The sequence below is a fragment of the Pedobacter sp. MR2016-19 genome (assembly GCF_014947265.1).
GTDB lineage: Bacteria > Bacteroidota > Bacteroidia > Sphingobacteriales > Sphingobacteriaceae > Pedobacter.
This window is the reverse complement of record NZ_JADCNK010000021.1, coordinates 1-23,273: the sequence shown is the minus strand read 5'-3', so window position 1 is coordinate 23,273 and position 23,273 is coordinate 1. Positions and strand designations below refer to the sequence as shown.

The 23,273-nt window shown below is 36.4% G+C and carries 20 protein-coding genes; 8 read left to right on the top strand and 12 right to left on the bottom strand.

Annotation, left to right across the window (positions count from 1 at the left end; genetic code table 11):
- Nucleotides 1-31 precede the first annotated feature (31 nt).
- Nucleotides 32-1,126: an MBL fold metallo-hydrolase gene (locus IM793_RS20500; protein WP_193424595.1), complete on the bottom strand. Its 1,095-nt coding sequence runs from the start codon at nt 1,124-1,126 to the stop codon at nt 32-34.
- A 287-nt stretch (nt 1,127-1,413) separates the two neighbouring features.
- Here IM793_RS20500 and IM793_RS20495 point away from each other — a divergent pair, with 287 nt between their 5' ends.
- Nucleotides 1,414-2,430 (top strand): LacI family DNA-binding transcriptional regulator, encoded by a 1,017-nt coding sequence (locus IM793_RS20495; protein WP_193424593.1) that lies wholly within the window; start codon nt 1,414-1,416, stop codon nt 2,428-2,430.
- A gap of 21 nt (nt 2,431-2,451) precedes the next feature.
- On the opposite strand, the gene IM793_RS20490 is transcribed toward IM793_RS20495, so the two are convergent.
- Nucleotides 2,452-3,387, bottom strand: a complete 936-nt coding sequence (locus tag IM793_RS20490) for a helix-turn-helix transcriptional regulator (protein WP_193424591.1) — start codon at nt 3,385-3,387, stop codon at nt 2,452-2,454.
- Nucleotides 3,388-3,489: 102 nt separating this feature from the next.
- On the opposite strand from IM793_RS20490, the gene IM793_RS20485 reads away from it, so the two are divergent.
- The gene (locus IM793_RS20485; RefSeq protein ID WP_193424589.1) at nt 3,490-5,562 is read left to right on the top strand and encodes a TonB-dependent siderophore receptor; all 2,073 of its coding nucleotides are present in this window, start codon (nt 3,490-3,492) and stop codon (nt 5,560-5,562) included.
- A 25-nt stretch (nt 5,563-5,587) separates the two neighbouring features.
- On the top strand, nt 5,588-6,631 hold the full coding sequence (locus IM793_RS20480; protein ID WP_193424588.1) for an HmuY family protein: 1,044 nt from the start codon (nt 5,588-5,590) through the stop codon (nt 6,629-6,631).
- A gap of 507 nt (nt 6,632-7,138) precedes the next feature.
- Here the strand turns inward: IM793_RS20480 and IM793_RS20475 are convergent.
- From IM793_RS20475 to IM793_RS20460, 4 genes are all read right to left on the bottom strand, one after another.
- The gene (locus IM793_RS20475; RefSeq protein ID WP_010602585.1) at nt 7,139-7,318 is read right to left on the bottom strand and encodes a hypothetical protein; all 180 of its coding nucleotides are present in this window, start codon (nt 7,316-7,318) and stop codon (nt 7,139-7,141) included.
- Between the two features lie 182 nt (nt 7,319-7,500).
- Nucleotides 7,501-8,085 carry a biliverdin-producing heme oxygenase gene (locus tag IM793_RS20470; protein ID WP_193424586.1) on the bottom strand — a complete coding sequence of 195 codons (585 nt, stop codon included), beginning with the start codon at nt 8,083-8,085 and terminating at the stop codon, nt 7,501-7,503.
- A 72-nt stretch (nt 8,086-8,157) separates the two neighbouring features.
- Nucleotides 8,158-8,577 carry a response regulator gene (locus tag IM793_RS20465; RefSeq protein WP_132399709.1) on the bottom strand — a complete coding sequence of 140 codons (420 nt, stop codon included), beginning with the start codon at nt 8,575-8,577 and terminating at the stop codon, nt 8,158-8,160.
- Nucleotides 8,578-10,791 carry an ATP-binding protein gene (locus tag IM793_RS20460; protein WP_193424584.1) on the bottom strand — a complete coding sequence of 738 codons (2,214 nt, stop codon included), beginning with the start codon at nt 10,789-10,791 and terminating at the stop codon, nt 8,578-8,580.
- 142 nt (nt 10,792-10,933) lie between these two features.
- Between IM793_RS20460 and IM793_RS20455 the strand changes: the two genes are divergently transcribed.
- Nucleotides 10,934-11,302, top strand: a complete 369-nt coding sequence (locus tag IM793_RS20455) for a response regulator transcription factor (RefSeq protein WP_193424582.1) — start codon at nt 10,934-10,936, stop codon at nt 11,300-11,302.
- Nucleotides 11,303-11,306: 4 nt separating this feature from the next.
- Here IM793_RS20455 and IM793_RS20450 read toward each other — a convergent pair whose 3' ends face one another.
- Genes IM793_RS20450 through IM793_RS20440 form a run of 3 tightly spaced genes read right to left on the bottom strand, consistent with a single transcriptional unit; the run spans nt 11,307 to nt 12,665 of the window.
- Complete coding sequence (locus IM793_RS20450) at nt 11,307-12,113, bottom strand: mechanosensitive ion channel family protein (protein WP_193424580.1); 807 nt, start codon at nt 12,111-12,113, stop codon at nt 11,307-11,309.
- A gap of 25 nt (nt 12,114-12,138) precedes the next feature.
- Nucleotides 12,139-12,279 carry a hypothetical protein gene (locus tag IM793_RS20445; protein ID WP_193424577.1) on the bottom strand — a complete coding sequence of 47 codons (141 nt, stop codon included), beginning with the start codon at nt 12,277-12,279 and terminating at the stop codon, nt 12,139-12,141.
- Nucleotides 12,280-12,296: 17 nt separating this feature from the next.
- Nucleotides 12,297-12,665, bottom strand: a complete 369-nt coding sequence (locus IM793_RS20440; RefSeq protein WP_193424575.1) for an STAS/SEC14 domain-containing protein — start codon at nt 12,663-12,665, stop codon at nt 12,297-12,299.
- Between the two features lie 136 nt (nt 12,666-12,801).
- Between IM793_RS20440 and IM793_RS20435 the strand changes: the two genes are divergently transcribed.
- Complete coding sequence (locus tag IM793_RS20435) at nt 12,802-13,920, top strand: alpha/beta hydrolase (RefSeq protein WP_193424573.1); 1,119 nt, start codon at nt 12,802-12,804, stop codon at nt 13,918-13,920.
- A 120-nt stretch (nt 13,921-14,040) separates the two neighbouring features.
- On the opposite strand, the gene IM793_RS20430 is transcribed toward IM793_RS20435, so the two are convergent.
- Nucleotides 14,041-14,811 (bottom strand): Ku protein, encoded by a 771-nt coding sequence (locus IM793_RS20430; protein WP_193424571.1) that lies wholly within the window; start codon nt 14,809-14,811, stop codon nt 14,041-14,043.
- A gap of 130 nt (nt 14,812-14,941) precedes the next feature.
- Here IM793_RS20430 and IM793_RS20425 point away from each other — a divergent pair, with 130 nt between their 5' ends.
- Complete coding sequence (locus tag IM793_RS20425; protein WP_193424569.1) at nt 14,942-17,212, top strand: glycosyltransferase family 4 protein; 2,271 nt, start codon at nt 14,942-14,944, stop codon at nt 17,210-17,212.
- 383 nt (nt 17,213-17,595) lie between these two features.
- Here the strand turns inward: IM793_RS20425 and IM793_RS20420 are convergent, their stop codons facing one another.
- Nucleotides 17,596-19,068: a glycoside hydrolase family 130 protein gene (locus IM793_RS20420; protein WP_193424567.1), complete on the bottom strand. Its 1,473-nt coding sequence runs from the start codon at nt 19,066-19,068 to the stop codon at nt 17,596-17,598.
- 150 nt (nt 19,069-19,218) lie between these two features.
- Here IM793_RS20420 and IM793_RS20415 point away from each other — a divergent pair, with 150 nt between their 5' ends.
- Nucleotides 19,219-20,286 carry a sensor histidine kinase KdpD gene (locus IM793_RS20415; protein ID WP_193424565.1) on the top strand — a complete coding sequence of 356 codons (1,068 nt, stop codon included), beginning with the start codon at nt 19,219-19,221 and terminating at the stop codon, nt 20,284-20,286.
- Here IM793_RS20415 and IM793_RS20410 read toward each other — a convergent pair.
- Nucleotides 20,272-21,375, bottom strand: a complete 1,104-nt coding sequence (locus tag IM793_RS20410; RefSeq protein ID WP_193424563.1) for a metallophosphoesterase — start codon at nt 21,373-21,375, stop codon at nt 20,272-20,274. The two genes, IM793_RS20415 and IM793_RS20410, sit on opposite strands and share 15 nt — an antisense overlap.
- A 521-nt stretch (nt 21,376-21,896) precedes the next feature.
- Between IM793_RS20410 and IM793_RS20405 the strand changes: the two genes are divergently transcribed.
- Nucleotides 21,897-23,099, top strand: a complete 1,203-nt coding sequence (locus tag IM793_RS20405; protein WP_193424561.1) for a DUF763 domain-containing protein — start codon at nt 21,897-21,899, stop codon at nt 23,097-23,099.
- The last annotated feature ends 174 nt before the right edge of the window (nt 23,100-23,273 follow it).

Here is a 23,273-nt window from a genome sequence, read left to right as displayed (position 1 = left end):
TAAACACCATAAAATGCTTATTGTTTAATTTTTATTCTTCTGGCCACCAGCGCCCGGTAGGTAAATACGCACCCAACACTACAGTTTCACCCAATTTTGGAGTCATTAAAGGAAGCTGCCTCGCTGCAGCCGCTAAAACAACTCTTTTAACAGGTTCGTTCCAGGGATGCATGGCTAAGCTAAACTTACCCCAATGCACCGGCATTAAAACTTTTGCTTTTAAATCGATTGCGGCCTGCACCGTTTGTTCCGGAAACATGTGGATGTATGGCCAATAGGCATTGTATTGCCCACACTCGAGCAAGGCTAAATCAAAGGGACCAAACTCCTCACCTATTTTGGCAAAGTGTGTATCATATCCAGAATCGCCACCCAAAAATAGTTGGGAGGTTGCACTTTTCAATACAAAGGCCGACCAAAGCGTTTGATTTCTTTTAAACTTTCTCCCGGTAAAATGTCTGGCCGGAACAGCTGTTAATTGTACGTTGTTAAATAATGTTATTGATTCGTTCCAGCTTAGTTCATGTATGTTTTCTTTTTTAATTCCCCATCGCTCCAGATGCGAACCTACTCCCAGCGAAGTAACAATGCTTTTAACTTGTGGTGTAATTTTTAAAATACTATCATAATCGAGATGATCATAATGGTCGTGTGTGATGATCAGGATATCGATATTTGTAAATTCTTCTGCTTTTATTACGTCTGTGCCCAAAAAGGCCTTGCTCCCGATAAATGAAAATGGAGAAGGAGTTTTACTAAATATAGGATCAACCAGAATTCTTAAACCAGCTATTTTAATCAGGTAAGATGAATGCCCAAACCAGATAATTTCGGGCGCATCGCTTTTAGGAGTGCCGTTTAAGTCAGGTAAAATATATGGAAGCGCTTTATCCGGAACCTTATTCGGATGTTTTTCGAAAAGAAATGCGCTTAAAACCTTAAAGAAGCTTACCCCTTCAGGTTGCATGAGCGTTAACGACTCATTTTGCAGGGCACCATCACGATAATTAGCCAAGTGGCGGATTTTTTCCAAGCGTAATCCTTTTGGCAAACGCCCAAAAACCGGAAGATTTATAATGACTAAAAATGCAATAAAGAGAGTGAGTACAATATATAAGGTTATCATGTTATTTATTAATTCAGGCAAAGTATGAATATGCTTTTATAAAAATAACATGCCATGGATATTTGACGTATGGATTACTGTTAATGATTCACACTGAGCTTAGTCGATTGCTTTATTAATGTGTTGAAATGGTCTTCGACTACGCTCAGACTGACATACGAAATAAATTTATTTAATTTTAAACAGGCTTTTATAACAGCGGAAAGAATGAGAAAAACACATGGCAAACGTTTGATTAATTTGTATTATTACATACCGAAGAAATTTAATGTAGTTTAGCACTCAGAATGCAGTCGAAACCAACAACCATCAAAGAAATAGCCAGAATCTTAAACATTTCTCCATCCAGTGTTTCAAGGGGATTACATGATCATCCGAGCATTGGGGCAATTACAAAAGAGAAAATTAAGCAGCTGGCGAAGTCGTTAAACTATGAGCCCAATAATGCGGCAATTCTTTTTCAAAAAGGCAAAACATATACTATTGGCGTAATTTTACCGGAGCTATCAGAATATTTTTTCTCCGTCGCTATTTCTGCAATTGAAGATGAAGCTATTAAGAAAAACTATACCGTAATTTTTGCTCAATCGCACGATCATTATGAGCAGGAAGTAAAGCTCGTTGAAAAAATGAAAAATCAGCGGGTAGACGGTTTATTGGTTTCCATAAGTAAAGAAACTTCCAGGTTCGATCATTTCGAAAAACTTAATTCATTTAATATACCAGTCGTATTTTTTGATCGGATACCGCCATTAAAAAACGTGCATTACGTTGCGTGCAGTTTAGAAAGTGCAACAGTAAAAGCTGTAAACTATCTTTTGAAAAAGGGACACAGAAGCATTGGAATGATTAACGGACCGAGCACCTTATATGCGAGTGAGGAGCGCAAAGATGGCTATATGCGTGCAATTGCTTTTAACCGCTTAAAGTTCGATCCATCTTTAGTGGTAAACTGCGATTTAACCGAAGAAGGTACAATAGACGCTGCCGGACAGTTTTTAAACCACAAAAGAAAACCGACAGCTATCGTTGTTTTTAATGATTATGTGGCGCTATTTCTAATCAGACACTTTAAAAAGTTAAATGTAATTAATGATTATGATATCGTGAGTTACTCAAATTTACCTATTATCAGTTACTTGGATAATTCACCTATAGCTTCGGTAGAGCAATATCCATATTTGCAGGGGCAAAAAGCCGCCAATATCTTGTTAGATCTTATTCATAGTCCTAATTCTGAGAACCGGGCCTATTACAATACCATTGTAGAATCTGATTTGATTATAAACGAGGTAAAAGAATAAGCCAACCTTTGTGCTGAATAACTAGCTTTTGTTTAAACTTCCTGGCAAAATATTATACTGCTTTTTAAAGGCAGTAATAAAGTGTTGTGCATTTTTATAGCCTACAAGAAAAGAAACTTCATTAACAGTTTTCTTTTCCTTTGATAAAAAATAATGAGCTTTTTCCATCCTTATCTTATAAAGATAGCCAAAAACAGTATATCCGGTTAGTTCTTTAAAGCCTCTTTTAAGCTTAAAATCATTAATACCAGCCTTACGCGACAATTCCATTAAAGAATTTGGTTTTTGTAAATCGTACTCTACCAATTTTTTGGCCAATAGAATTTTTTCTACATCATCCTTTTTTATTATGCCTGTCTGTTTCTTTGGTTTTTGATTAAAATAAGCAATAATCAATTCAAATATCCGGGCCTCCAGATACAGGCGTTTTACCCTACCTTCGTGCCTGGGATAAATAATTTGCTGCAGTATTAAACCAATTTCCGGACTAATGGATTTCTGGATGGTCTTTTTGAGATCATCAGCAAGTTCTGCACCTGTTAATTGACAGAAATACGCTTGTGTGAGTTGTATATAAAGGCATCTGGTTTTTCCTGCCACATTAAATTTAATCGAATTAATCAGGCCCATATTAAAGTCCTGCTCGTTTTTAGCAAGTGATAAAAAATTATTTTGGTGCTGGTTATGGCAATAATTAATCGTGCCGTTCAGGCAAAATAGAAAACCAATATGCTGTTGGGAAGATTCAAAGCAAAAACTTTCTTCCCGTTGCGGATCAATTTCGAAAATAGAAATGTGAATCCCGCTAAACCATTTTTGGATGATGTGGAAGTTGAAATCATCTGTTTTTAATTCAGTTACAATCTCCTCTACATCTTTAGCTCCATCAAAATTATCTGGGTAGGTGTGTTCATAAATAATTTTTCCTTCCGGATCGGTTGAGAGTTTAACTTCCATATTGATTTAATCCGTTTAGCGGTATTAATTATCCGTTTAACGTTATCTGTTTTTTGTGAATATCTACAAATTTGCATAATTATTTATAATTAGTCTAAATAAATGAAGATATATTTATCAATTGCCTTATCGCTTTGTGGGTTTGTAACTGTGGCTCAAGAAATTAAAATAGATACAGTGAAGGCAAATGATTTGAGAGAGGTAGTGATTACGGGGCAGTACGGGCCGCAAACTTTGAGAAATTCGGTATACAATGTAAAAACCATAAGTGCAGAACGGATTAAGTTAAGAGCAGCAACCAATGTACAGCAGATTTTAAATACCGAACTCGGTTTTCGTTTTAGTAATGATTTAACCTTAGGCACAACTGATGTTTCTTTAATGGGGATGACCGGTAGAAATATTAAAATTTTACTGGATGGTGTACCGATGGTAGACCGATCGGATGCCCGCGAAAGTTTAAATCAGATAGACGTTAATACGATCGAAAGGATCGAAATTGTAGAAGGCCCGATGTCTGTTGTGTATGGTACCGATGCTTTGGCCGGCGTAATTAATATTATAACCAAAAATCCTGGTAAGCAATTCCTGAGTATTCATGCGCGTGTACAGGAAGAAACAGCTGGAAAAGAATATAACCTGCTTCATGGTGCAGGTCAGCACAATCAGAATCTAAGTGTTAGCTGGCAGCAAAAAGGCTGGAGTGCTTTGCTTGGTGTATCACATAACGATTTTGGTGGCTGGAATATGGCTCCGAAAACAGCATTTTTAGAAGAATTTAATAGTTATAAAAATCAATGGAAGCCTAAGGAGCAATGGCTCGGTAATACTAAAATCGGTTATAGAAATCAAAATTTCAATATATGGTATCGTTTGGATGGACTAAATGAGGATATTGATTCGCGTTTTGGAATAAATCCATCAAGCTTTGAAGGGAAGCTATCTACCTATACCACCAAACGTTATACGCAACAATTACAGTCTGAATGGAGGGTAAATGATAAATTACAGGTCACCGCTATAGGAGGTTACACCGATTTACAACGATCAACCCATACCGTTATCCATAATTTCACAAACAACACAGAACGATTAAGCGTGGATAAGGGTGAACAGGATATCGCAAAATTCAACTCAGCTATTTTTAGGGCTACTGCAATTTACGTATTGAATAAATCAATTGTATTTCAGCCCGGGATCGAATACAACAGAGATGCAGCTAGTGGACAGAGAATTAATGGATCGCCGGTTATTAATGATTATGCAGCGTTTATTTCTGCCGAGATTAAACTTACTGGCGGAATAAGTGTTAGACCAGGATTGAGGTTTATTAAAAATTCCATTTACGATGCCCCTCCTGTAATTCCTTCATTAAATGCCAAGTTTACTTTAACCCAAGATTTAGATCTTAGACTGGCTTACGCTAAAGGTTTCCGTTCTCCAGCTTTGAGAGAATTATATTACGATTTTGTAGATGCCAGTCATAATATTTTAGGTAACCCTAATTTAAAAGCCGAAGAATCGAACAGTTTTAATGGCTCGCTGGCCTGGACCGGCGTACATGAAAAAGATTTGCAGTTCCGTTCTACCCTATCGGGATTCTACAATTTGTTTAAAAACAGGATTAATTTTGCCCAGTCTCCTACAGATAACTCCATAACCTCACTATTTAATGTAGACAAGTATAAAACGACAGGTGCTACATTAGACAATACATTGATTTACAAAAATATTCAGGCTACACTGGGTGTATCATATATTGGCCGATACAATGATTTAAGGGTGAGCAATCCAGACCTGGAGACTCCTGAATTTGCATGGGCTACGGAAGTAAACTCGAATATAACTTATACGCTTCCTAAAATAAATGGGAGTATCAGTCTCTTTTATAAATATACCGGGAGCTTACCAAACTATAAACTTATGGTAGAAAACGATCCCAACTCAGTAATACTGACGAAAATCAGTGATTTCCATACCGCAGATTTAATGCTGAACAAAAATCTGTTTAAATCTTTAACCATTAATGCAGGTATTAAAAACCTTTTTGATGTTACACAACTCAGCAATACCTCAACCGCTACCGGCGGAGCGCATAGTACAGGTGGCGATGTTCCATATAGTTATGGTCGATCTTACGTGCTTGGGCTAACCTATAACTGGAATAAACTTTAACAATAAATAACATAATTAAAACAAGATGAATAAACTTAACTCAATGATTGCCGTGGCTTTTCTGGCTATAACATTTACGGCTTGTAAAAAAGATACCGATGAACCCATTTTTATTGCTCCACCTTCTGATGGAAGTACGTTAACATTAAATGGCAAAACAGCAGAATCAAATTATACTAATATCGTGTATGTAGATTTCAGCGCTGACAAACAAACTCCTATAGATAGAAAAAGTTTCAATATTGGATTAACCTCTGATAGCAAATTTAGAGTGGTGCTTAATCCTTCTTATCAAACAACAGCAACTGCAACATCTAAAACTGATATTACAGCCGTTACTTTGGCTGATCCCGGTACTATGGTAGAATTAAATCATGATATAACAAATCCGCTGACAGTATCCCTGGTAGATTATTGGGACGGCGACATAACCAAAACTGCTTTCGCTGAAGTTAGTGCCGCGGATGTTGAGAACAAAGTTTATCTGCTAAGTTTTGAAGGAAATAAGGATAAAGATAAATGGTTTAAAATTAAAGTTATCAGAAATAGCACTGGTTATAAAATCCAATACGCAAGATTAAACGAAACTGCTATAAAAACCCTGGATGTACCAAAAAGCTCAGATCACAATCTGGTATTTGTATCTCTTGAAAACAATAAAATTGTACAGGCTGAGCCAGTTAAAGCTGCGTGGGATATTTCATGGAGTTACAGTACTTACAATTCAGGATTGGGTTCTCCTTATTGGTTTCAGGATTATGTTGCAATTAACAACCTTGGGAATGTAACCGCTGCAAAAATTTCAACAACAACCAAAGCTTACGCTTCATTTATGGAGTCAGACATTGCTGGCCTAACCTTTTCTGCATCAAGAGATGTAATCGGCTCTTCATGGAGAACCTCTCCTAGCCAGGCCGGTGTTGGTGGTGGCGTTAAAGCCGATGTTTTTTATGTGATTAAAGATGGCGCAAGTAACGTATATAAACTAAAATTCAACAGTTATATATCTGGTGATGGTGGTGAGCGTGGCAAACCAGTAATCGAATACAAACTAATTAAGAAAGGATAATATAAGCTAAGGCTTAATAAAAATATGTTTTGTTAGTTGGATAAAAGCTCTCCGCGATGGGGAGCTTTATCTTTTTACAGGTGTTATTAATTTATGGGCGTCATGCTGATCAGATAGCTATCGGATTTATTGCAGCATCTATACCGTAACTCTCATTAAGACTCTGAAACAAGCTACCATTGACAGACTCCAAAAAAAGGTCGTCATTGCGAGGCACGAAGCAATCTTAAAGCGCAAGCTGTTAGCGATAGTTGTAAGATTGCTTCGTCGGCTGAAAAAGCCTTCTCGCAATGACGATTCCTCGCCGGAACATAGCAATAGAACCCTCTGTTCAATATATTGATTTTTATAAAATAAATTATCCCTCAGGGTGAAGATGTGCGAAGCTGCAGACTTACGAAGTTTGACATGCATATTACGGTTAAACTTCGTAAGTCTAACGAATGCTATAAACGCAAAAAGGGGCCTGGCATACCAGAACCCTTTTTGTTTCATACTCGCGAAATATTATTTTCCAGAGTTTTTCTTGTCAGTTACTTCTGCACGGATTTCTTGTGCTAAAACTTTAAGATCTTGCATTGCTTTACGCACACGAGTACCAGCAGCTGCGTTGCCAGCATTATAAAATTTTTCTACATCTGCTTCAATAGCAGCAACAGCAGCTTTAACTTTTGAGAATTTTTCCATCGCTAATTGATGTTTTTAGGGTTTAAAAAATTTATTTTTTTCAATAATACATATTTACCTTGAATTAACAACAGAAAGCAAATATTTATTTGCAATAAGTTTTGCACATTTTCACAATCAAAAAAATGCCTTTACACTTATTGCAGCCACATTTTTACAATCCGAAGATAAAATATTAGCACTTATGCAATTTGCTCAGAGAGCTTAATCAGGTTATTAAAGGTAAAGTTGGCACTATTTACACAGCGTTCATAATCTGCCTCAGTAACATGCTCATTTAATACAGAAAGAAATATTTTCCAATTTGCGCTCAGCCCTTCCCCGTAAACGCCATAATAATTTAGGCCATCCTCGTGGTTTTTAAAATTAGGATTGGCTAAAAGATGCCTTTTAATGACGTTACCGCCCAATGTTGCCCCTTCCAGCACATATAATGCACCTAAAACTTCTGCAATATTTTTTTCCGGAATAAACAATTCAAAACTTAACTCTGGCAAGGTTAAGGTGCTGATATTCCAGTAATTTAGGTCTTGTTCTAAAGCGCCCAGCTTTAACCGGTCCTTCATCCCCAATTGCTCAGCAATAGTTGAGTCTAAACTATTTGCGAGTGTATTTTCTAATTTCTGGTGAATGATATAATTAATAGTTAACAACTTTTTATACTGATCGGTACTTAACGTATTGTTCATAATCTCATTAACGAACATCAGCGATTCTAATGTTTTATGATTTTGTGCAGTTTCGGTTCTCAATAAATTGGAAATCATATTTGGGAGTTTATTATAAAATAAAAAAGATTCGGACTAATGCCCGAATCTATCCATATTTTTTATTCAATTTTAATTTAATTTTAAATGTTGGTTAAACCAAAAGTCGTGTACGGAATGTACACATTTAACTAAGTTATCGTAACCGTCGGGTTTGGTAAGGTATGCATTCGCGCCAAATTCGATTGAGGCCTTAACATCGTCCGGATTATCGGATGTCGAAAACAAGATTACGGGTATGGATTTAAGATAGGGAATATCCCGTATAAATTTTAGTAAATCCAAACCAGATAAGCCTGGTAAATTCAAATCGAGCAAAATTAATTTAGGTTTGGTTTTATTTTCTGCAAAACCCTGAAGTTTTTTCAATGCTTCTACCCCATCTTCAACTATCGTTAAATTCAGTGTATCCTTAACTTCCTGTACAGCACTTTGCATAAAAAAAGCATAATCTATATCATCCTCAACATAAAATATATCTGGTGTTTTCATTTATCTGTTTTTAAAAGCTACAAAAAAGGTCGATCCTACATTTAACTTACTCTCAAACCAAACTCTGCCATGATGTTTTTCTACAATCCTTTTTACAATAGCCAGGCCCACTCCTGATCCTTCAATCTCCTTCACATTATCCATACGTTTAAAAAGCTCAAAAACCCTGTCATAATAACGATTATCAATTCCTATACCATTGTCTTTAACCGAATAGATAATCTCCCCTTCGTCTATATACGCAGAAACTTCAATTTTGGGTTGCTCAACCATAGCAGAGTACTTTACAGCATTTCCAATCAGATTTGTAAAAACCTGCGTAATCATGGTTTTATCTCCTTTGATGTTAGGAAGTTGTCCTAAAATTAACACTGACTGATCTGCTTTATAGGCCGACCATACCTCGTTTTTGATGTCTTTAAGCAAAGATTCCATATTTACGGTTTCAAAATGAATCTCAGAACGGCCAACTCTTGCTAAATTTAAAATCTCCTTAATCAACAAGTTCATTTTATCAGCACCAACCAAAATCCTGCTTAACATTTTTTTACCTCCCTCATCTATACTTTTGTTTTTAAGCATTAGCTCTGTATAGGTTTTAATCGAGGTAAGCGGAGTTCTCAGATCATGAGATATGGTATAACTAAACGTATCCAGTTCTTCATAAGCGGCCTGCAGCTTCTCATTAAGTGCTCTGATTTCATTCGCCTTTTTATTAATATCGGCAATGATAATTTCGCGTATCCTCAACACAGAGGCAACTTCTTCAGCCATCCATTTTTCAGAGGTATTATTAACTACCTCCGACCAGATTTCGAAAGATTTGCGTGGAGACAGGCTCATTAAACCATTTTCTGATTCAACTACGGATTTATCCGGATTTCCAGCCCAATTTACATCGGTAATTATTTCGGGTTTAAACCAAATGATCATTTCGCCCAGTTCTTTATTTATCAGACAAGAAAGAACGCCAGATGCGATTGACTTATATTTTTTAGCCGGAGAATAGATTTCAGACAACCGATGGGTATAATATATCGACTCATCGTTGGTCGTTCTCAACCATTCAGCAAGTTCCCTTATATCTTCTTCTAATGGTACATTTCCAATGGTTTTGAGTTCATTTTCAAAAATGACAGCAACTCCGGATGCTTTGGTCGCATCTAAAATAGTCCGTTTGTGGGTGGTTATAGCCTCAATTAAATATTTATCGCGTGTTAAATGCTCAGACAGGATATTCGCCGTACTTTTAAATTGCTCAATAATTTTTGCATCTTCTTCTTCCTGGCGGTATTCCAAAGCTGAAGAAAGAATTTGGCCGATTAGCTTAGCGCCTTCTCTAGCTTTATAATCAATAAATTTAGGGCTATAATTATGGCAGGCAATTAAACCCCAAAGCTCACCATGAGAAATCAGGGATATGCTAAAACTGGATTGCACACCCATGTTCTTTAAATATTGAATGTGTATGGGCGATACTGCCCGTAAACCTCCATTCGTTAAATCTAGTGCTTCGTTTTCTTTGAAGGTAATAATGGGTGAATCGGCTACGTTTACATCAGCAATTAGTCTGGTTAAATTCAGTTTATATAGCTCTCGTGCTTGTTTCGGAATATCTGATGCGGGATAATGCAAGCCAAAAAAGGACTCTAACATTTCTTCTTTTTCTTCTGCAACTACTTCGCCATGTCCATCCTCTAAAAACTTGTAAACCATAATACGGTCGTAATTGATCAATCTTTTTACTTCTTTGGCTGCTCCCTTTAATAAGGCCGAAATATTTTTACCCTGGAGCATAGATGAAGCCGAACGGCCAATTGAACTTTGAATGTCGAACTGCAGCGTAACGGGTTCAAATTCTAATAACCAGTCGTTTTTTGACGAAGAAATAATGAGGTAAAATGGAAGTCCGTTAATCTCCAAAGGATGTGGACTAATGGCATCAAAACTTTTACGGATAATACCCAGTTTAAGCAAGTCTTCAATGTTAAACGCAGAATCTTGTTGTTTAATAAAATGATTTATCTCAGACAGTGGTTTATTTAATAAGTTCCTGGCTGGTTCTTTTAAGAAATCTCCTGTATTTTCACTCAAATAAGTAATGGTTGAACTGTTCTTATCAACAGCCACGAGGAAACCATGTGATTGAATTTTGCCCGGTATGTGAATGGGCTCTTTATCACAATTGGTTAAGTCTACAGAAAATTTAGTCATATGTATTTTTTTGCAGCATATTTAATCTTACGAATTAACAAATATAAAGCGTATATTTTAGAATGTCTATAATTTGATAAATTCGGATTTGAGATTTGTTTTTTATTATATATTTGTTTGAATTTAAAAAAATCATTCAAACTTGGCAAAGAAAAATATTTTGGTTATTGAAGATAACCATGCGATCCTTGATGTTATAACTCTTATTTTGGAAAGCGAAGCTTTTAATGTTGATGGGCTAAACAAAGGTGCTAACTTTATCAATCATGTTCAGGAATTTAATCCGGATGTAATAATTATGGATATTATGCTCCCTGATGTTGATGGAAGGGTACTTTTAAAAGAATTAAAAGAGACTGATACTACAAATCATATTCCTGTATTAATGATTTCTGCCCGTTATAATGCAAACAACTATTCATTAGATGGTATAGAAGCAGATGATTTTATGGCCAAGCCTTTTAACATTGACGAATTGATGGATAAGATTTATGCTTTACTGAGAAAATAAGCTTTTACTCAGGCATACCAGGTAACTTTATTCCCCCAAGTTTTAGGTTTTTCATTAATACTTCCAGAAAAGAGAATTTAGTATCAGTAAATCCGTGTGCATTGACCCAAACATTTATATTTGCTCTATAACCACTATCTTCTAAAGCAGACACGCCTATTCTTCGTTCGGGTGTTTTTAAACAAGGACTAAATTCATCTACAGTTTTATTGAAAATAGAAACAACTTTTTCATAATCGATCCCATAACTAAATTTAATTTCAATATCCAATCTTCTAATCCCCTCTCTGCTAATATTGATAATCACTTCATTTGATAATTTACTATTTGGAATAACTACTGTTCTATTATCAAAGGTTTTAACTATGGTGTAAAATATCTGGATTGAGGTTACTGTTCCTTCCTGGCCTTGTGCAATAATATTATCCCCTACAACAAAAGGTTTTAATAGTAAAATCAATACTCCACTGGCAAAATTTTGCAGGGTACCTGATAAAGCTAAACCTGCCGCAACTCCGATACCACCTATAAGTACGGTTAAAAAAGTAAGCTGAATGCCAATAATCTGCATTACCGTAAGTACTAATAAAATTCTTAAGGTAATCAGTATTAAGCTCGTTAGAAAAGGTCGCAATGATGGATTTATATCTTTGCGGTGCATACCACCCTGCATCCATTTTCCCAGTAACTTAATTAACCACAAGCCTAAAATAAGCAACACAATACCTAAAATTACAGATGGCCCTTTATCAATTATCCAATCGTAGGCTTTATCATAAAAAAGGTCAACATTACCGGCATCAATCTTCATATTAATATTCTCTTGTATCTCATTATTACTTAACTAGCTTGTCTTTAGTTATATCTACTTTCTTTGCATCTTTGGCTGATGTTACTTTTTCCTCAGCTCCTTTAGCTTTTGTATTTTTCGGTGCAGTAGCCTTGCTACTTTCTGCCGCTGTTTTAGCATTTTTCATATTCTGTTCTTTAATAATTAATCTTCGGCGTTGAGCCAGGCTTTTGCTTCTTCTATTTCTTCTGGTTTAAAGCCTTTAGACTTGCCCGGCGTAACTACTGTAAAAATATCAGTAAACCACTCCACTCCTTTTTCCGCACTTACTACAGCAATTTTTTTCCATTTGGCAAAATTTTGCAAGCCAGCTTTAACATCTTCTACCCATGCACCAGCCGTGAAATTTTTCACGTCAGTTTCTAACACAAGCAAATACCTGATTTCATTAAATCGCTTAGCGGTTCTTTGCAAGCCAGTTAATAAAACACTCTTTACATCATCGCTCGTCACTTCTCCGGTAGCTCTTACACCAAAAATATGATCTGGTAGTCCTGTTATTTCAGTTAGCATAAAATTTCTTTTATTTAAGAACACCATAATTCACCAAGATGTTTGCTATTTAAATAAATTCTGAAAGTTGTGTCGTAACCCAAACACTATCATGCTGATACTGTTATAGAAACAATATTTATAAATAAACAATCCTATGGAGATAAATTTCTTAAAATCTTTTACGCTTGCTTGTGGGCTGGCTGTTTTACTTTCTTCCTGTACGGGTGGAATAAAAAATACAACCGTTACAGATTCGACTACGACTGATTCAACACTGGCTGCAGCATTAAAACCTGCCGGTCCTGCCCCTGAATGGGGGAAAACAATAAAGCCGGAAATGCAGGTGGTTATAGAAAAACTAAGTAGTTACGGAGATAAACCTTTAGAAACTTTAAGCACTGCTGATGCGCGCAAAAACCATACACCAACGGATGCCGTAATGGATTTAATAAAACAGAATAATATTACGGTGCCGGCGCCTAAGGTAGATACCATGGGTAAAGATATTGATGTTACTGGTGGCAAAATCCATTTGCGTATTTACACCCCAAAGGAAGGAAACGGACCATATCCACTCATTGTTTATTATCACGGTGGTGGTTTCGTAATTGCCAATTTAGATGTTTATAACGCATCTGCACAGGCTTTGGCAGAGCAGGTTGGTGCAATTGTAGTTTCTGTAGCTTATCGCTTAGCCCCCGAAAATAAATTCCCTACCGCGCACAATGATGCTTTTACTGCTTATGAATGGGCTGTGAAAAACGCAGTAGACTTAAAAGCCGATCCGGCAAAAATTGCAGTTGTTGGCGAAAGTGCAGGTGGTAATTTAGCGGCAAACGTATCTATTATGGCCAGAGACAAACATATTATGCTTCCTGTACACGAGGTTTTGATCTATCCTATTGCTCAGGCCGATATCAATACTGAATCTTATAAAATGTATCAGAATGCAAAACCGTTAAACAAAGCAATGATGAGCTGGTTTAATGAACAATACCTAAACACGATGATTGAAGCGCAAGATCCTAAAATATCTTTGATAAATGCCAATTTAAAAGGCCTTCCATCAACAACCATTATTACTGCAGAAATAGATCCTTTGCACGATGATGGCATCATGTTAGCCAATAAACTAAAAGCTGCAGGCGTTAAGGTGGATACAAAGAATTATGAGGGCGTTACGCATGAGTTCTTTGGTATGGCTTTGCTTGTACCCGAAGCAAAAGCGGCACAGGCTTATGCTGCTGATCAGTTAAAAACTGCTTTTAAATAAGCGTTCTTTAACCACAGATGGACACAGATAAACACGGATTTTTATCTGTGTCCATCCTTAATATCTGTGGTTAAAATTTTTAGCTATAAGCAAATGATGCTTTGGTCGCTTCCAAACTAATTAAGCTCCTTTATTCGAACCCAAACTCTGCATCAATTGATCATATAGATCATCGCTTGAAGCTTTTTGCGGTTTCATCTTTTTCACTGTAGCTCGTTTTCCTTTAGCTTTTGCTTTGATAATTTTTAATAATTCACTACTGTAATCATCTTTAAATGTACTCAAGTCGAATTTTGAGCTATATTGTTTGATCAAAGCCAGTCCTACATCCATTTCTTTTTTGGTAATGGTAACATCATCAACCTTATTAATTTCTGACAGGCTCCTGATTTCCTGTTCAAATCTGATTTTTGTAATAACAATTACATGTTCCATAGGATGGATTACACAAAGGTTTTCTGTGTTCCTTAATACAAACCTGGCGACACCAGCTTTGCCCGATTTCTCTAATGCCTTTAGTAATAATCCATAAGCTTTTTTGCCCTGCTTTTCAGGCTCGGTATAATAAGAAGTTTCGTAATAAATAGGATTAATATCCTTTATATCAACAAAATTCTCCAGTTCTATAATTTTAGTTTTTTCAGGTGCAGCCTCTTCAAAATCGTGCTTATCTAACACAATATACCTGTCTTTTAAAAAATAGCCCTTAACTATCTTCTCATAGGGCACCTCTTTATGTGTATTTTCATTCACTCTTAGAAATTTAATCTTTGCCTGATCACGTTCATCGAGCATATCTAAATCAAGATTACTATTCTGGACTCCTGAAAACAACTTAATCGGGATATTTACCAAACCAAACCCAATCGAACCTTTCCATATTGATCTCATAGCTTAATATTTACTTACTAACAAGCTCCTAAAACAGATTGTTTTGGGTTTATTAAGCGTAAATTGAGGAAATCACAAACTATTTAGATAATGCAATGTTATTTAAGTATCAACCCTATCTGAAATACATATGAAAATCGCCTATATTTCAACCTATCCTCCGCGCGAATGTGGTTTAGCAACATTTAATCAGAATTTGGTTAACGCATTAAGTTTAAATCCTGCTTACAATCCACAAAAAAGTTTTGTTGTTGCCTTAAATGAATCGGATGATGTTAATGAACACAATTACCCAAACGAAGTAAAATTTGTCATCCGTCAACAAAATCAAAAAGATTATATTGATGCTGCAGATTTTATCAATAACAGTGATGTAGATAGCTGTATCATTGAACATGAATTTGGTATATATGGTGGCAACAGCGGTGTATTCTTATTGTCTTTAATTAACAGATTAAAAAAACCATTCATTACCATTTTGCATACGGTTTTAAAAGAACCTAATTTTATGCAGCAGACCATTATTAAAGAGATTGCGGTTAAATCGTCTAAAATAGTGGTGATGAGCAAAAAAGCAGTCTTATTTTTAACCAGTATTTACCAAATCCCTAAGGCTTCTATCAAATTAATAGAGCATGGTGTTCCAGATCTGGAACCTCTACCTAATAACGAAATTGCACAAAGTGAACTTTTTAAAAATCGAAAAGTGCTTTTTACATTTGGTTTAATTAGCAGGAATAAAGGTTTAGAAACGGTGATTAAAGCATTACCCAGCATTGTAGTGCAACATCCTGATGTTTTATATGTGATTTTGGGCAATACCCATCCTGGTGTGGTAAAACATAATGGTGAAGAATATCGAGATAGTTTAAAAGCATTGGCGAAAGATTTAGGGGTTGAAAACAATATTGCTTTCGTCAATAAATTTGTATCTGAAGAAGAATTGCATCAATATTTAACGGCCTGTTATTTATATATTACGCCTTATTTAAATGAAGCCCAAATTACCAGCGGTACCTTATCTTATGCGGTAGGCGCTGGTGCGGCAGTAGTTTCTACCCCATATTGGCATGCGCAGGAGCTTTTAGCCGATAACAGAGGGAAATTATTTGACTTTAAGAATGATGTACAATTGGCAACCATTGTAAACGAACTTTTAAGTGATCAAGATAAATATCAGAAACTGAAGCAAAATGCTTACGAATATGGATTGAAACTGCGCTGGCCTGCTATTGGGAGTGTTTATCTTAACGTATTAACCCAGGCTTTGACCGCAGGAAAAAAACCAGAAAGAGTTACTCCTCCTATTATTGATATTGAAAGTATGCCAGTGCTCAATTTAAACCATATTTCATTGTTAACAGATGATACCGGAATAATTCAGCATGCCCGTTTTGGTATTCCAAATTTGAAGGAAGGCTATTGTATTGACGACAATGCCAGAGCTTTGATTATGGCGTTAATGGCTATCGGGCAGGATAAAAATCCTAAAGCTTTAAAATTGATGCCCGTTTATCTTAGTTTCATTCAATATATGCAAACGGATGATGGAAATTTCAGGAATTTCCTGAGTTTTAACCGCAATTATCTGGATGAAATAGGCTCTGAAGATTCTTTTGGCCGGACCATTTGGTCATTGGGCTATTTAGTTTGCAGTGCACCCAACAATTCTTACCGTGAATTCGGCAGAGAATTATTTTCGCATGCTATTCCACATTTCAGGGAATTAAAATACCTCCGTGGAAAAGCAAATACCATTATTGGTTTATCCTATTACCTGTGTGCTCATCCTGGTGATGAGTTAATTACAAAAGAAATCAATTTGCTGGCCAATTCATTGATGGCATCATATAATGACAATAAAGATGGCGACTGGCATTGGTTCGAAGATATTCTAACCTATGATAATGCAATACTTCCTTTGGCATTACTTCATCATTATGAAGTTACCGGGAATACTGAATCTTATAAAATTGCCATGGAAAGTATCGAATTTTTGAATAGCTTTTCTTTCGAAAATGGATATCTAAATCCTGTGGGCAATGCCGGATGGATGAAAAAACATGGTAAAAATCCAATTTACGATCAACAGGCTATAGAAACAATGGCAATGGTTTTACTGTACGCTAAAACCTTTGAGGTGACTAAAGATGATCAATATTTGAGTTTAATGCATATCAGCTATGAGTGGTTTTTAGGAAAAAATAGCTTACACATTCCTTTGTACGATTTTGAAACACATGGTTGTGCAGATGGTCTACAATTTAACAGTGTAAACAGGAATCAAGGTGCGGAAAGTACATTGGCCTATTTTATTTCACATTTGGCTATTCTTAAAGCAGCAGAAGCAGAATATGAAACCTTGTCTTCCCCCTTAGTGGAAGCAGATAAATGCAGCTAGAGATAAATCTGTCCTGGAAATATTAAGGCTGGTTCAGAAACGAATCAGCCTTTTTTTGTAGTAAAAGCCAGGTCATCCTTAAATGGGCTCAGATGACTCAGGTGGTCAATATTATTTTGAAGATCAGGGTTTGGTACGCTTCGGTTACAGCAGTCCTGCTATCTCTTCAAGTCCTCACTCATCGCTCCGGGCTTTCCGTTCTATCAGGTTTATTTAAATTTGGTATGTGGTTCTTAGGATTTTAGATTCACCACTACCCTCGGTCTGTGTACTCACAGACCATGGAAAGGAACTTATGCTATCAAAACCTCGCAGTTTTTTTAAACCTGCGAGGTTTAATGATATTAAATTCATTGCCTCGTTGTAATGAGAAATATCGTTAATTATTTATCATTATTCTCCAACAATTTATTCAACAGCAGCTCTAAATTTACCGTTGCAAAAGAAGAACTATAATCAGACAATCCGTAAGGAATAATCAGTTCACCGTTGCTGATAATCGATCCGCAGGAATATACCACGTTAGGCACATAACCTTCACGTTCATCATTATTAGGAATAATCAGTGGTTCTTTTAAATGGCCTATTTCTATACTTGGGTCTTCAAGATCCAGTAAACTTACACCAATGCAGTACCTGCGCATTGGACCTACCCCATGCGTAATTACAATCCATCCTTTTTCTGTTTCTATCGGAGAACCACAATTGCCAATCTGTACCAGCTCCCAATCGTAACGTGGCTGTTTTAACAGGATTGGGTTTTCCCAAACATTAACCTTGTCCGAAAACATCAGGTAATTATTCCAGCCATCTATCCGGCTCATCATTACATATTTTCCTTTAATTTTTCTTGGAAATAAGGCCAGGTTTTTGTTTTGTGCACCATCGCCATAAAGTGGAATCACTTTAAATTCATAAAAATCTTCAGTTTGTACCAGTTTGGGGATGATTAAAGAACCATCAAAAGCTGTATACGTGGCATAGTACAGCACTTTTCCATCATCTTTAATAAATTTTACGAAACGTGCATCCTCAATCCCTTTACGTTCAAATTCTGAAATAGGAAAAATTACACGATCAGATATGTCTGTATCTTTCGAGAAAGTGATGGTGTGATAGGTATCTGATAACCAAAGTACTTTATCGTATTCGATTAAACGGGAAGGATTATCTTTGTATAAGCTTTTAGAATCTTTGATGATATTGCTCAAACTGGTATATTCAAATTTGTCATCCAGTTTTGATTCAATTTCTTCTAATACAGAAGGATCGATCTGCGCATAAGCCGCTTTTTTCAGGAACAGTTTTTTAACGTAAATCGCATTTTTTACTACCTCGGCTTCATCAACATAATTCCCTACCGGCAAAACCTGGATATTATTGTTTTTATCAATTAAAGCACGGCGGAAAACAATCGAAGAAATATGTCCCTCACCTACGGCCCTAAAGCTAATAATTACTCTCTTTTCACCATCCACTAAATCGGTTTGATCAGGATCATCAACAATACTGGGATTAAAAAAAGCAGCAGATTCTATTGAATATTCGTGCGTAAAGTAAGCACCAATCAGCAATCTGGTGTATTCATCAATATCTTCAAATTCGGTGCCTAATGCTGCAAATTGTTTTTTTAACTTTTTACAGTGCCGGGTCAGGATTTTGGTAATATTCCGGTGTCTTTTAGAATATTCCTGTAATATAGGCGATATCAGCGAAAATACTTTTTCATCTGAAAACTCTAAAACCTTCCTGATTACTTCTAATGCTCTCTCCTCTCCATTAAAAAAAAAACGTGCAATAACTCTTTTAGTATCTGGGTTAACCTTAACAGGTTTACGTTCTATGTATAATCTCATTATTTTAGCTGTTTTATTGTAATTTTAACGTTTTCCACTGATGTCATCCAACGCTATAATAACGGAAGTTACGACTTAATTGTTTATATTATTTACAGTATTTGCACATAATTTTTACCTTTAATTATTCTCCCTTTTAAAGCAGATAACATGATTCCATCAGACGAAACCTTACGTTTAGAAAAATTAAAATACTACGAAATTGTAAGCACGCCTGCAGAAAGTGCTTTTGATCAGATCGCACAATTGGCTGCTGAAATATTTGATGTTCCGACTGCAGGTATCGGTTTCGAGACAGAGGAGGACATTTTTATGAAAGCTCAGATGGGATCAGCCATCGGCTTACCTTTAAAAAATGATGCATTTACTTTTTTTGCCTCTGCTCCCCTCATGTCGCCGGAAGGTTATCCTCTTGGCCTGATTTACGTTGCCGATACTAAATTTAAAACAGCCGAAGCGCAGCAGCTAAAAATGCTGAGTAACTTAGCGGATATGGTGATGGAAAAACTGGAGTCCAGAATTGCAGTTAGAAAAGCTTTAAGAGCATACGATGACCGTTTACACGTGCTTGTTCATGATCTTAAAAACCCGATGACCACCATTTCACTTCAATCTGAATTGCTTGGACGCATGCCGGGTATTGATGATAAAGCTGCATTAATTGCAGGTAAGATTAATGCACAATCGAAAAGAATGATTGATAATTTGAATGGCATTTTAAGCGCTGCCCGGAAAGAAGGTAACTCATTTAAGCCGAAGAAAGATAAAGTAGATATAAAAGCAATATTAGAACAGGTAAAACTTGCACTCAATTTATCCCTTAAGCTTAAAGATCAAACCGTTTTAATTGATATTAACGAACCCGTTGAAATTTTTGCTGATCCTGATAAATTAGCAACGGTTTTTAGTGAATTACTTAACAATGCCATCAAGTTTTCACCAGTAGGAAAAGAGATTTACATCACCCATCAAATAGCTGAAAATGCGGTAACGATTGCGATAAAAGACAATGGCGTGGGCCTGACTGAAGAAGATCTGGAGAAAGTTTTTATGAAATTCGCCCGGTTGAGTCCGGTAAGCACCAATCAGGAAAACACTTACGGATTAGGGCTGATTACCGCAAATGCATTAGTGGATATCCATAAAGGAAAGTTATGGGTAGAAAGCGATGGAAAAGACCTGGGTACAACTTTTTACGTAACATTACCCATTAAATAGGTTTGAATCTGATAATTCGCTGAGTTTCATTTCTTCGAGCAAAATTCTTTCAGGAATGGCATTTCTATGGTATGACCATTTTATTAATCTTATAAGGCCGTTTTCAATTTCAATACCCGTTATATCGCCATCACTAAAACAGCAACATCCGCTATTAAAGTAACCTGGTTTGTATTTACCGAAGCTTGGTGCTTCATCCCCTTCTTTTATCCGTTTATGAAGCTCTGTGTTTAAAAAAGCAAGATCAACAGCATTCTTTTCCTTTTTCGCTTTGTTTAATTTTACATAAATCCGTTCCAGATGTGTTAAAGATGCAAAAACAGGCTGATGTGTATGTCCGGTAATTAAAGCCATGTTCTTTTTTGTCATTATCCAGTTGTACATCAATGTATTATGCACCGTTTTAAGCTGATTGTCGTAGGCAGGCGTATTGGGATTAATTTGAAGGTACGACTGTAGTGGTGCCCAAATGGTACTCACAAACCACTTGCTAAACCAGTTCCCATCACTCTGTAAATCTCCCTGGTGTCCGTGAGTCAAAAAAATATCAAGTTTACTTTCTCCTACTGGCAACCTTAAAATAGCCCCTTCGTAAATACGGATTTTAGTTCCATAAATTCTATTGAGGTTAAATCCGGCTAAAGGATCATTATCCCAATATAAATCATGGTTACCAAATATCTTAGTGAATCGCTTTTTTGAAATAAAGGCTTTTTCTGCTTCGAAAGTAGCCTGATTGTGTTTAATCACAGATTCCAGCAAATTCTCCCAAAGTTCCTCGCTATCGCCCAGATTTATATAATGGAAATCTTGCTGGTTATAATATTCGAGCGCTTTCAGGTAATTCTTTTCTGCTAAAGTGAAATCATCAGCATAATCACGGGCACCCTTATGCTGATCTGATAAAATGATAAATTTATCTGTATCAGCAATTTCAAAAATAAGTCCCCGTTTCCCTGGTGCTGTATTAATGTTTCTGTAAAGTTTATTTAAAGCTTCATGGATACGTTTACGGTTAGGCCTTGAACCAAATCTATTCGACATACGGATAATCCAGGCACTGAGTAAACGTTGTAAGAATTTCCGCATTTATGAATGAGTCTTCGCTAGGATTATTGTTTCTCAAAGTAACAAAAAATATCATGAATCGTTTTAAACTGTCATTCTGAGGGATAATTTATTGGATAAAATCAATAGGAATGACAGATAATTCAGCAAATTGAAAGGCCAAGAGGCATCGTCATTGCGAGAAGGCTTTTTCAGCCGACGAAGCAATCTTACAACGATCGCTACTAGCGTGCGCATTAAGATTGCTTCGTTCCTCGCAATGACGATTTTTCTATTGGGGCTGTCAATGGTAACATAGTGAAGAATCTCTGGCCTATGAAACATAGCCCCCAAAACCTTTTCAGAAATGATCATGGTTACTTGGTATAAGAAGTTAAGTGAATTAAGCCCTGCTTCCTATAATTCGGTGACGAAATGCTAATACAGATTTAACTGAATAAATACCCTAACCTGCAATCCGACTTCTTTAAAGATTCTTCATTGCATTCAGAATGACAAATAAAAGCGTTCAATTTTAAAAATATTTACTAATTTTGTTAGCATTGAAAAGATCAGGAAGCGCAGATTTACCCTTACATTATGGCCATGTGCCGCCATGGCTGGCTCAGCGTATGGCTACACTTGGTTTAGCTATAACGGAAGCTATATTACTGGAGTATGGTAAAGCAGAAGTAATCCGTCGTTTAAGCAGTCCTTTTTGGTTTCAGAGTTTAGGTGCGGTAATGGGGATGGATTGGCATTCTTCCGGAATTACCACATCAGTTATGGGTGCTTTGAAGAAATCAATTAATCCCTTATCAAAAGAGTTGGGGATTTACATTTGTGGTGGCAAAGGAAAACACAGCAGAGAAACGCCAAATGAACTTTTAAAAATTGCTGATAAAACGGGGTTAAATGGAACCGAATTGGTTCGGGCAAGTAAACTTAGTGCAAAAGTAGACAATACTGCCATTCAGGATGGTTTTCAATTGTACCTTCATAGTTTTATTTTAAGCAGCGAAGGCGATTGGGCAGTGGTACAACAAGGCATGAGCGATAGCAGCTCAACAGCAAGAAGATACCACTGGCATTCTGAAAACTTAAAATCTTTTGTGGAAGAACCACATACAGGTATTTGCGGTATTAATCAAGGTAAAATCCTGAACCTAACGGCTAATGATGCTGATCAGGCAAGGCAGAGCATGATGAGTATGACGGCTGAATCGCCAACACGGATGCTCAGTGAAATACAAAAGCTGGTAATGCCCGATCATCATGAGGTAAAATCTAAAGATGTAGATTTAAAACGTTTGGGAAGTATTTTGTGGCTGGCCCAGGAAAAGCAACCCAGCGATTTTGAAGAATTATTATTACTCGAAGGCATGGGACCAAGAACCTTACAATCTATGGCTTTAGTGAGTGAGGTGATTTACGGTACGCCTTCACGGTTTACCGATCCCGCCCGTTATTCTTTTGCGCATGGTGGCAAAGATGGGCATCCCTTCCCTGTTCCCGTAAACGTTTATGATGAAACGATAAATGTTTTACAAAAAGCAATTGAAAAAGCGAAGATTGGAAACACTGATAAGCAACAAGCCATTAAATCATTACATCAAATTGCCCGTAATGCAGAAAAAGACTTTGTTCCGAATATGGATTTTGAAAAGGTAATTCAAAAAGAACGTGCTGAAAGCTGGAAATATGGTGGCAGAACAATTTTTGGGAAAGAAAAGCCACCGGGAGACAAGCAGTTGAAGTTGTTTTAAACACTATAAATAATCCTCCTCTAATGATGGCCATATTATCCCGTAAAGAATCGTCATCCTGAATTTATTTCAGGATCTATCCCAGTAATTATGTTTTAAGTATTCCATTCCGTGGTCTCTGTGTTTCCATGGCAGAAATAGCGCATATGATGAAAGGTCTTAGCGAGACGCTAA

Excerpts from the sequence above, each read along its gene's own strand:
- IM793_RS20460 (WP_193424584.1), bottom strand. The coding sequence starts at position 10,791 with ATGACTAAATTTTCTGTAGACTTAACCAATTGTGATAAAGAGCCCATT.
- IM793_RS20410 (WP_193424563.1), bottom strand. The coding sequence starts at position 21,375 with ATGCGGAAATTCTTACAACGTTTACTCAGTGCCTGGATTATCCGTATG.
- IM793_RS20445 (WP_193424577.1), bottom strand. The coding sequence starts at position 12,279 with ATGAAAAATGCTAAAACAGCGGCAGAAAGTAGCAAGGCTACTGCACCG.
- IM793_RS20475 (WP_010602585.1), bottom strand. The coding sequence starts at position 7,318 with ATGGAAAAATTCTCAAAAGTTAAAGCTGCTGTTGCTGCTATTGAAGCA.
- IM793_RS20425 (WP_193424569.1), top strand. The coding sequence starts at position 14,942 with ATGAAAATCGCCTATATTTCAACCTATCCTCCGCGCGAATGTGGTTTA.
- IM793_RS20465 (WP_132399709.1), bottom strand. The coding sequence starts at position 8,577 with ATGAAAACACCAGATATATTTTATGTTGAGGATGATATAGATTATGCT.
- IM793_RS20480 (WP_193424588.1), top strand. The coding sequence starts at position 5,588 with ATGAATAAACTTAACTCAATGATTGCCGTGGCTTTTCTGGCTATAACA.
- IM793_RS20440 (WP_193424575.1), bottom strand. The coding sequence starts at position 12,665 with ATGCTAACTGAAATAACAGGACTACCAGATCATATTTTTGGTGTAAGA.
- IM793_RS20415 (WP_193424565.1), top strand. The coding sequence starts at position 19,219 with ATGATTCCATCAGACGAAACCTTACGTTTAGAAAAATTAAAATACTAC.
- IM793_RS20430 (WP_193424571.1), bottom strand. The coding sequence starts at position 14,811 with ATGAGATCAATATGGAAAGGTTCGATTGGGTTTGGTTTGGTAAATATC.
- IM793_RS20450 (WP_193424580.1), bottom strand. The coding sequence starts at position 12,113 with ATGAAGATTGATGCCGGTAATGTTGACCTTTTTTATGATAAAGCCTAC.
- IM793_RS20490 (WP_193424591.1), bottom strand. The coding sequence starts at position 3,387 with ATGGAAGTTAAACTCTCAACCGATCCGGAAGGAAAAATTATTTATGAA.
- IM793_RS20485 (WP_193424589.1), top strand. The coding sequence starts at position 3,490 with ATGAAGATATATTTATCAATTGCCTTATCGCTTTGTGGGTTTGTAACT.
- IM793_RS20495 (WP_193424593.1), top strand. The coding sequence starts at position 1,414 with ATGCAGTCGAAACCAACAACCATCAAAGAAATAGCCAGAATCTTAAAC.
- IM793_RS20500 (WP_193424595.1), bottom strand. The coding sequence starts at position 1,126 with ATGATAACCTTATATATTGTACTCACTCTCTTTATTGCATTTTTAGTC.
- IM793_RS20470 (WP_193424586.1), bottom strand. The coding sequence starts at position 8,085 with ATGATTTCCAATTTATTGAGAACCGAAACTGCACAAAATCATAAAACA.
- IM793_RS20435 (WP_193424573.1), top strand. The coding sequence starts at position 12,802 with ATGGAGATAAATTTCTTAAAATCTTTTACGCTTGCTTGTGGGCTGGCT.
- IM793_RS20420 (WP_193424567.1), bottom strand. The coding sequence starts at position 19,068 with ATGAGATTATACATAGAACGTAAACCTGTTAAGGTTAACCCAGATACT.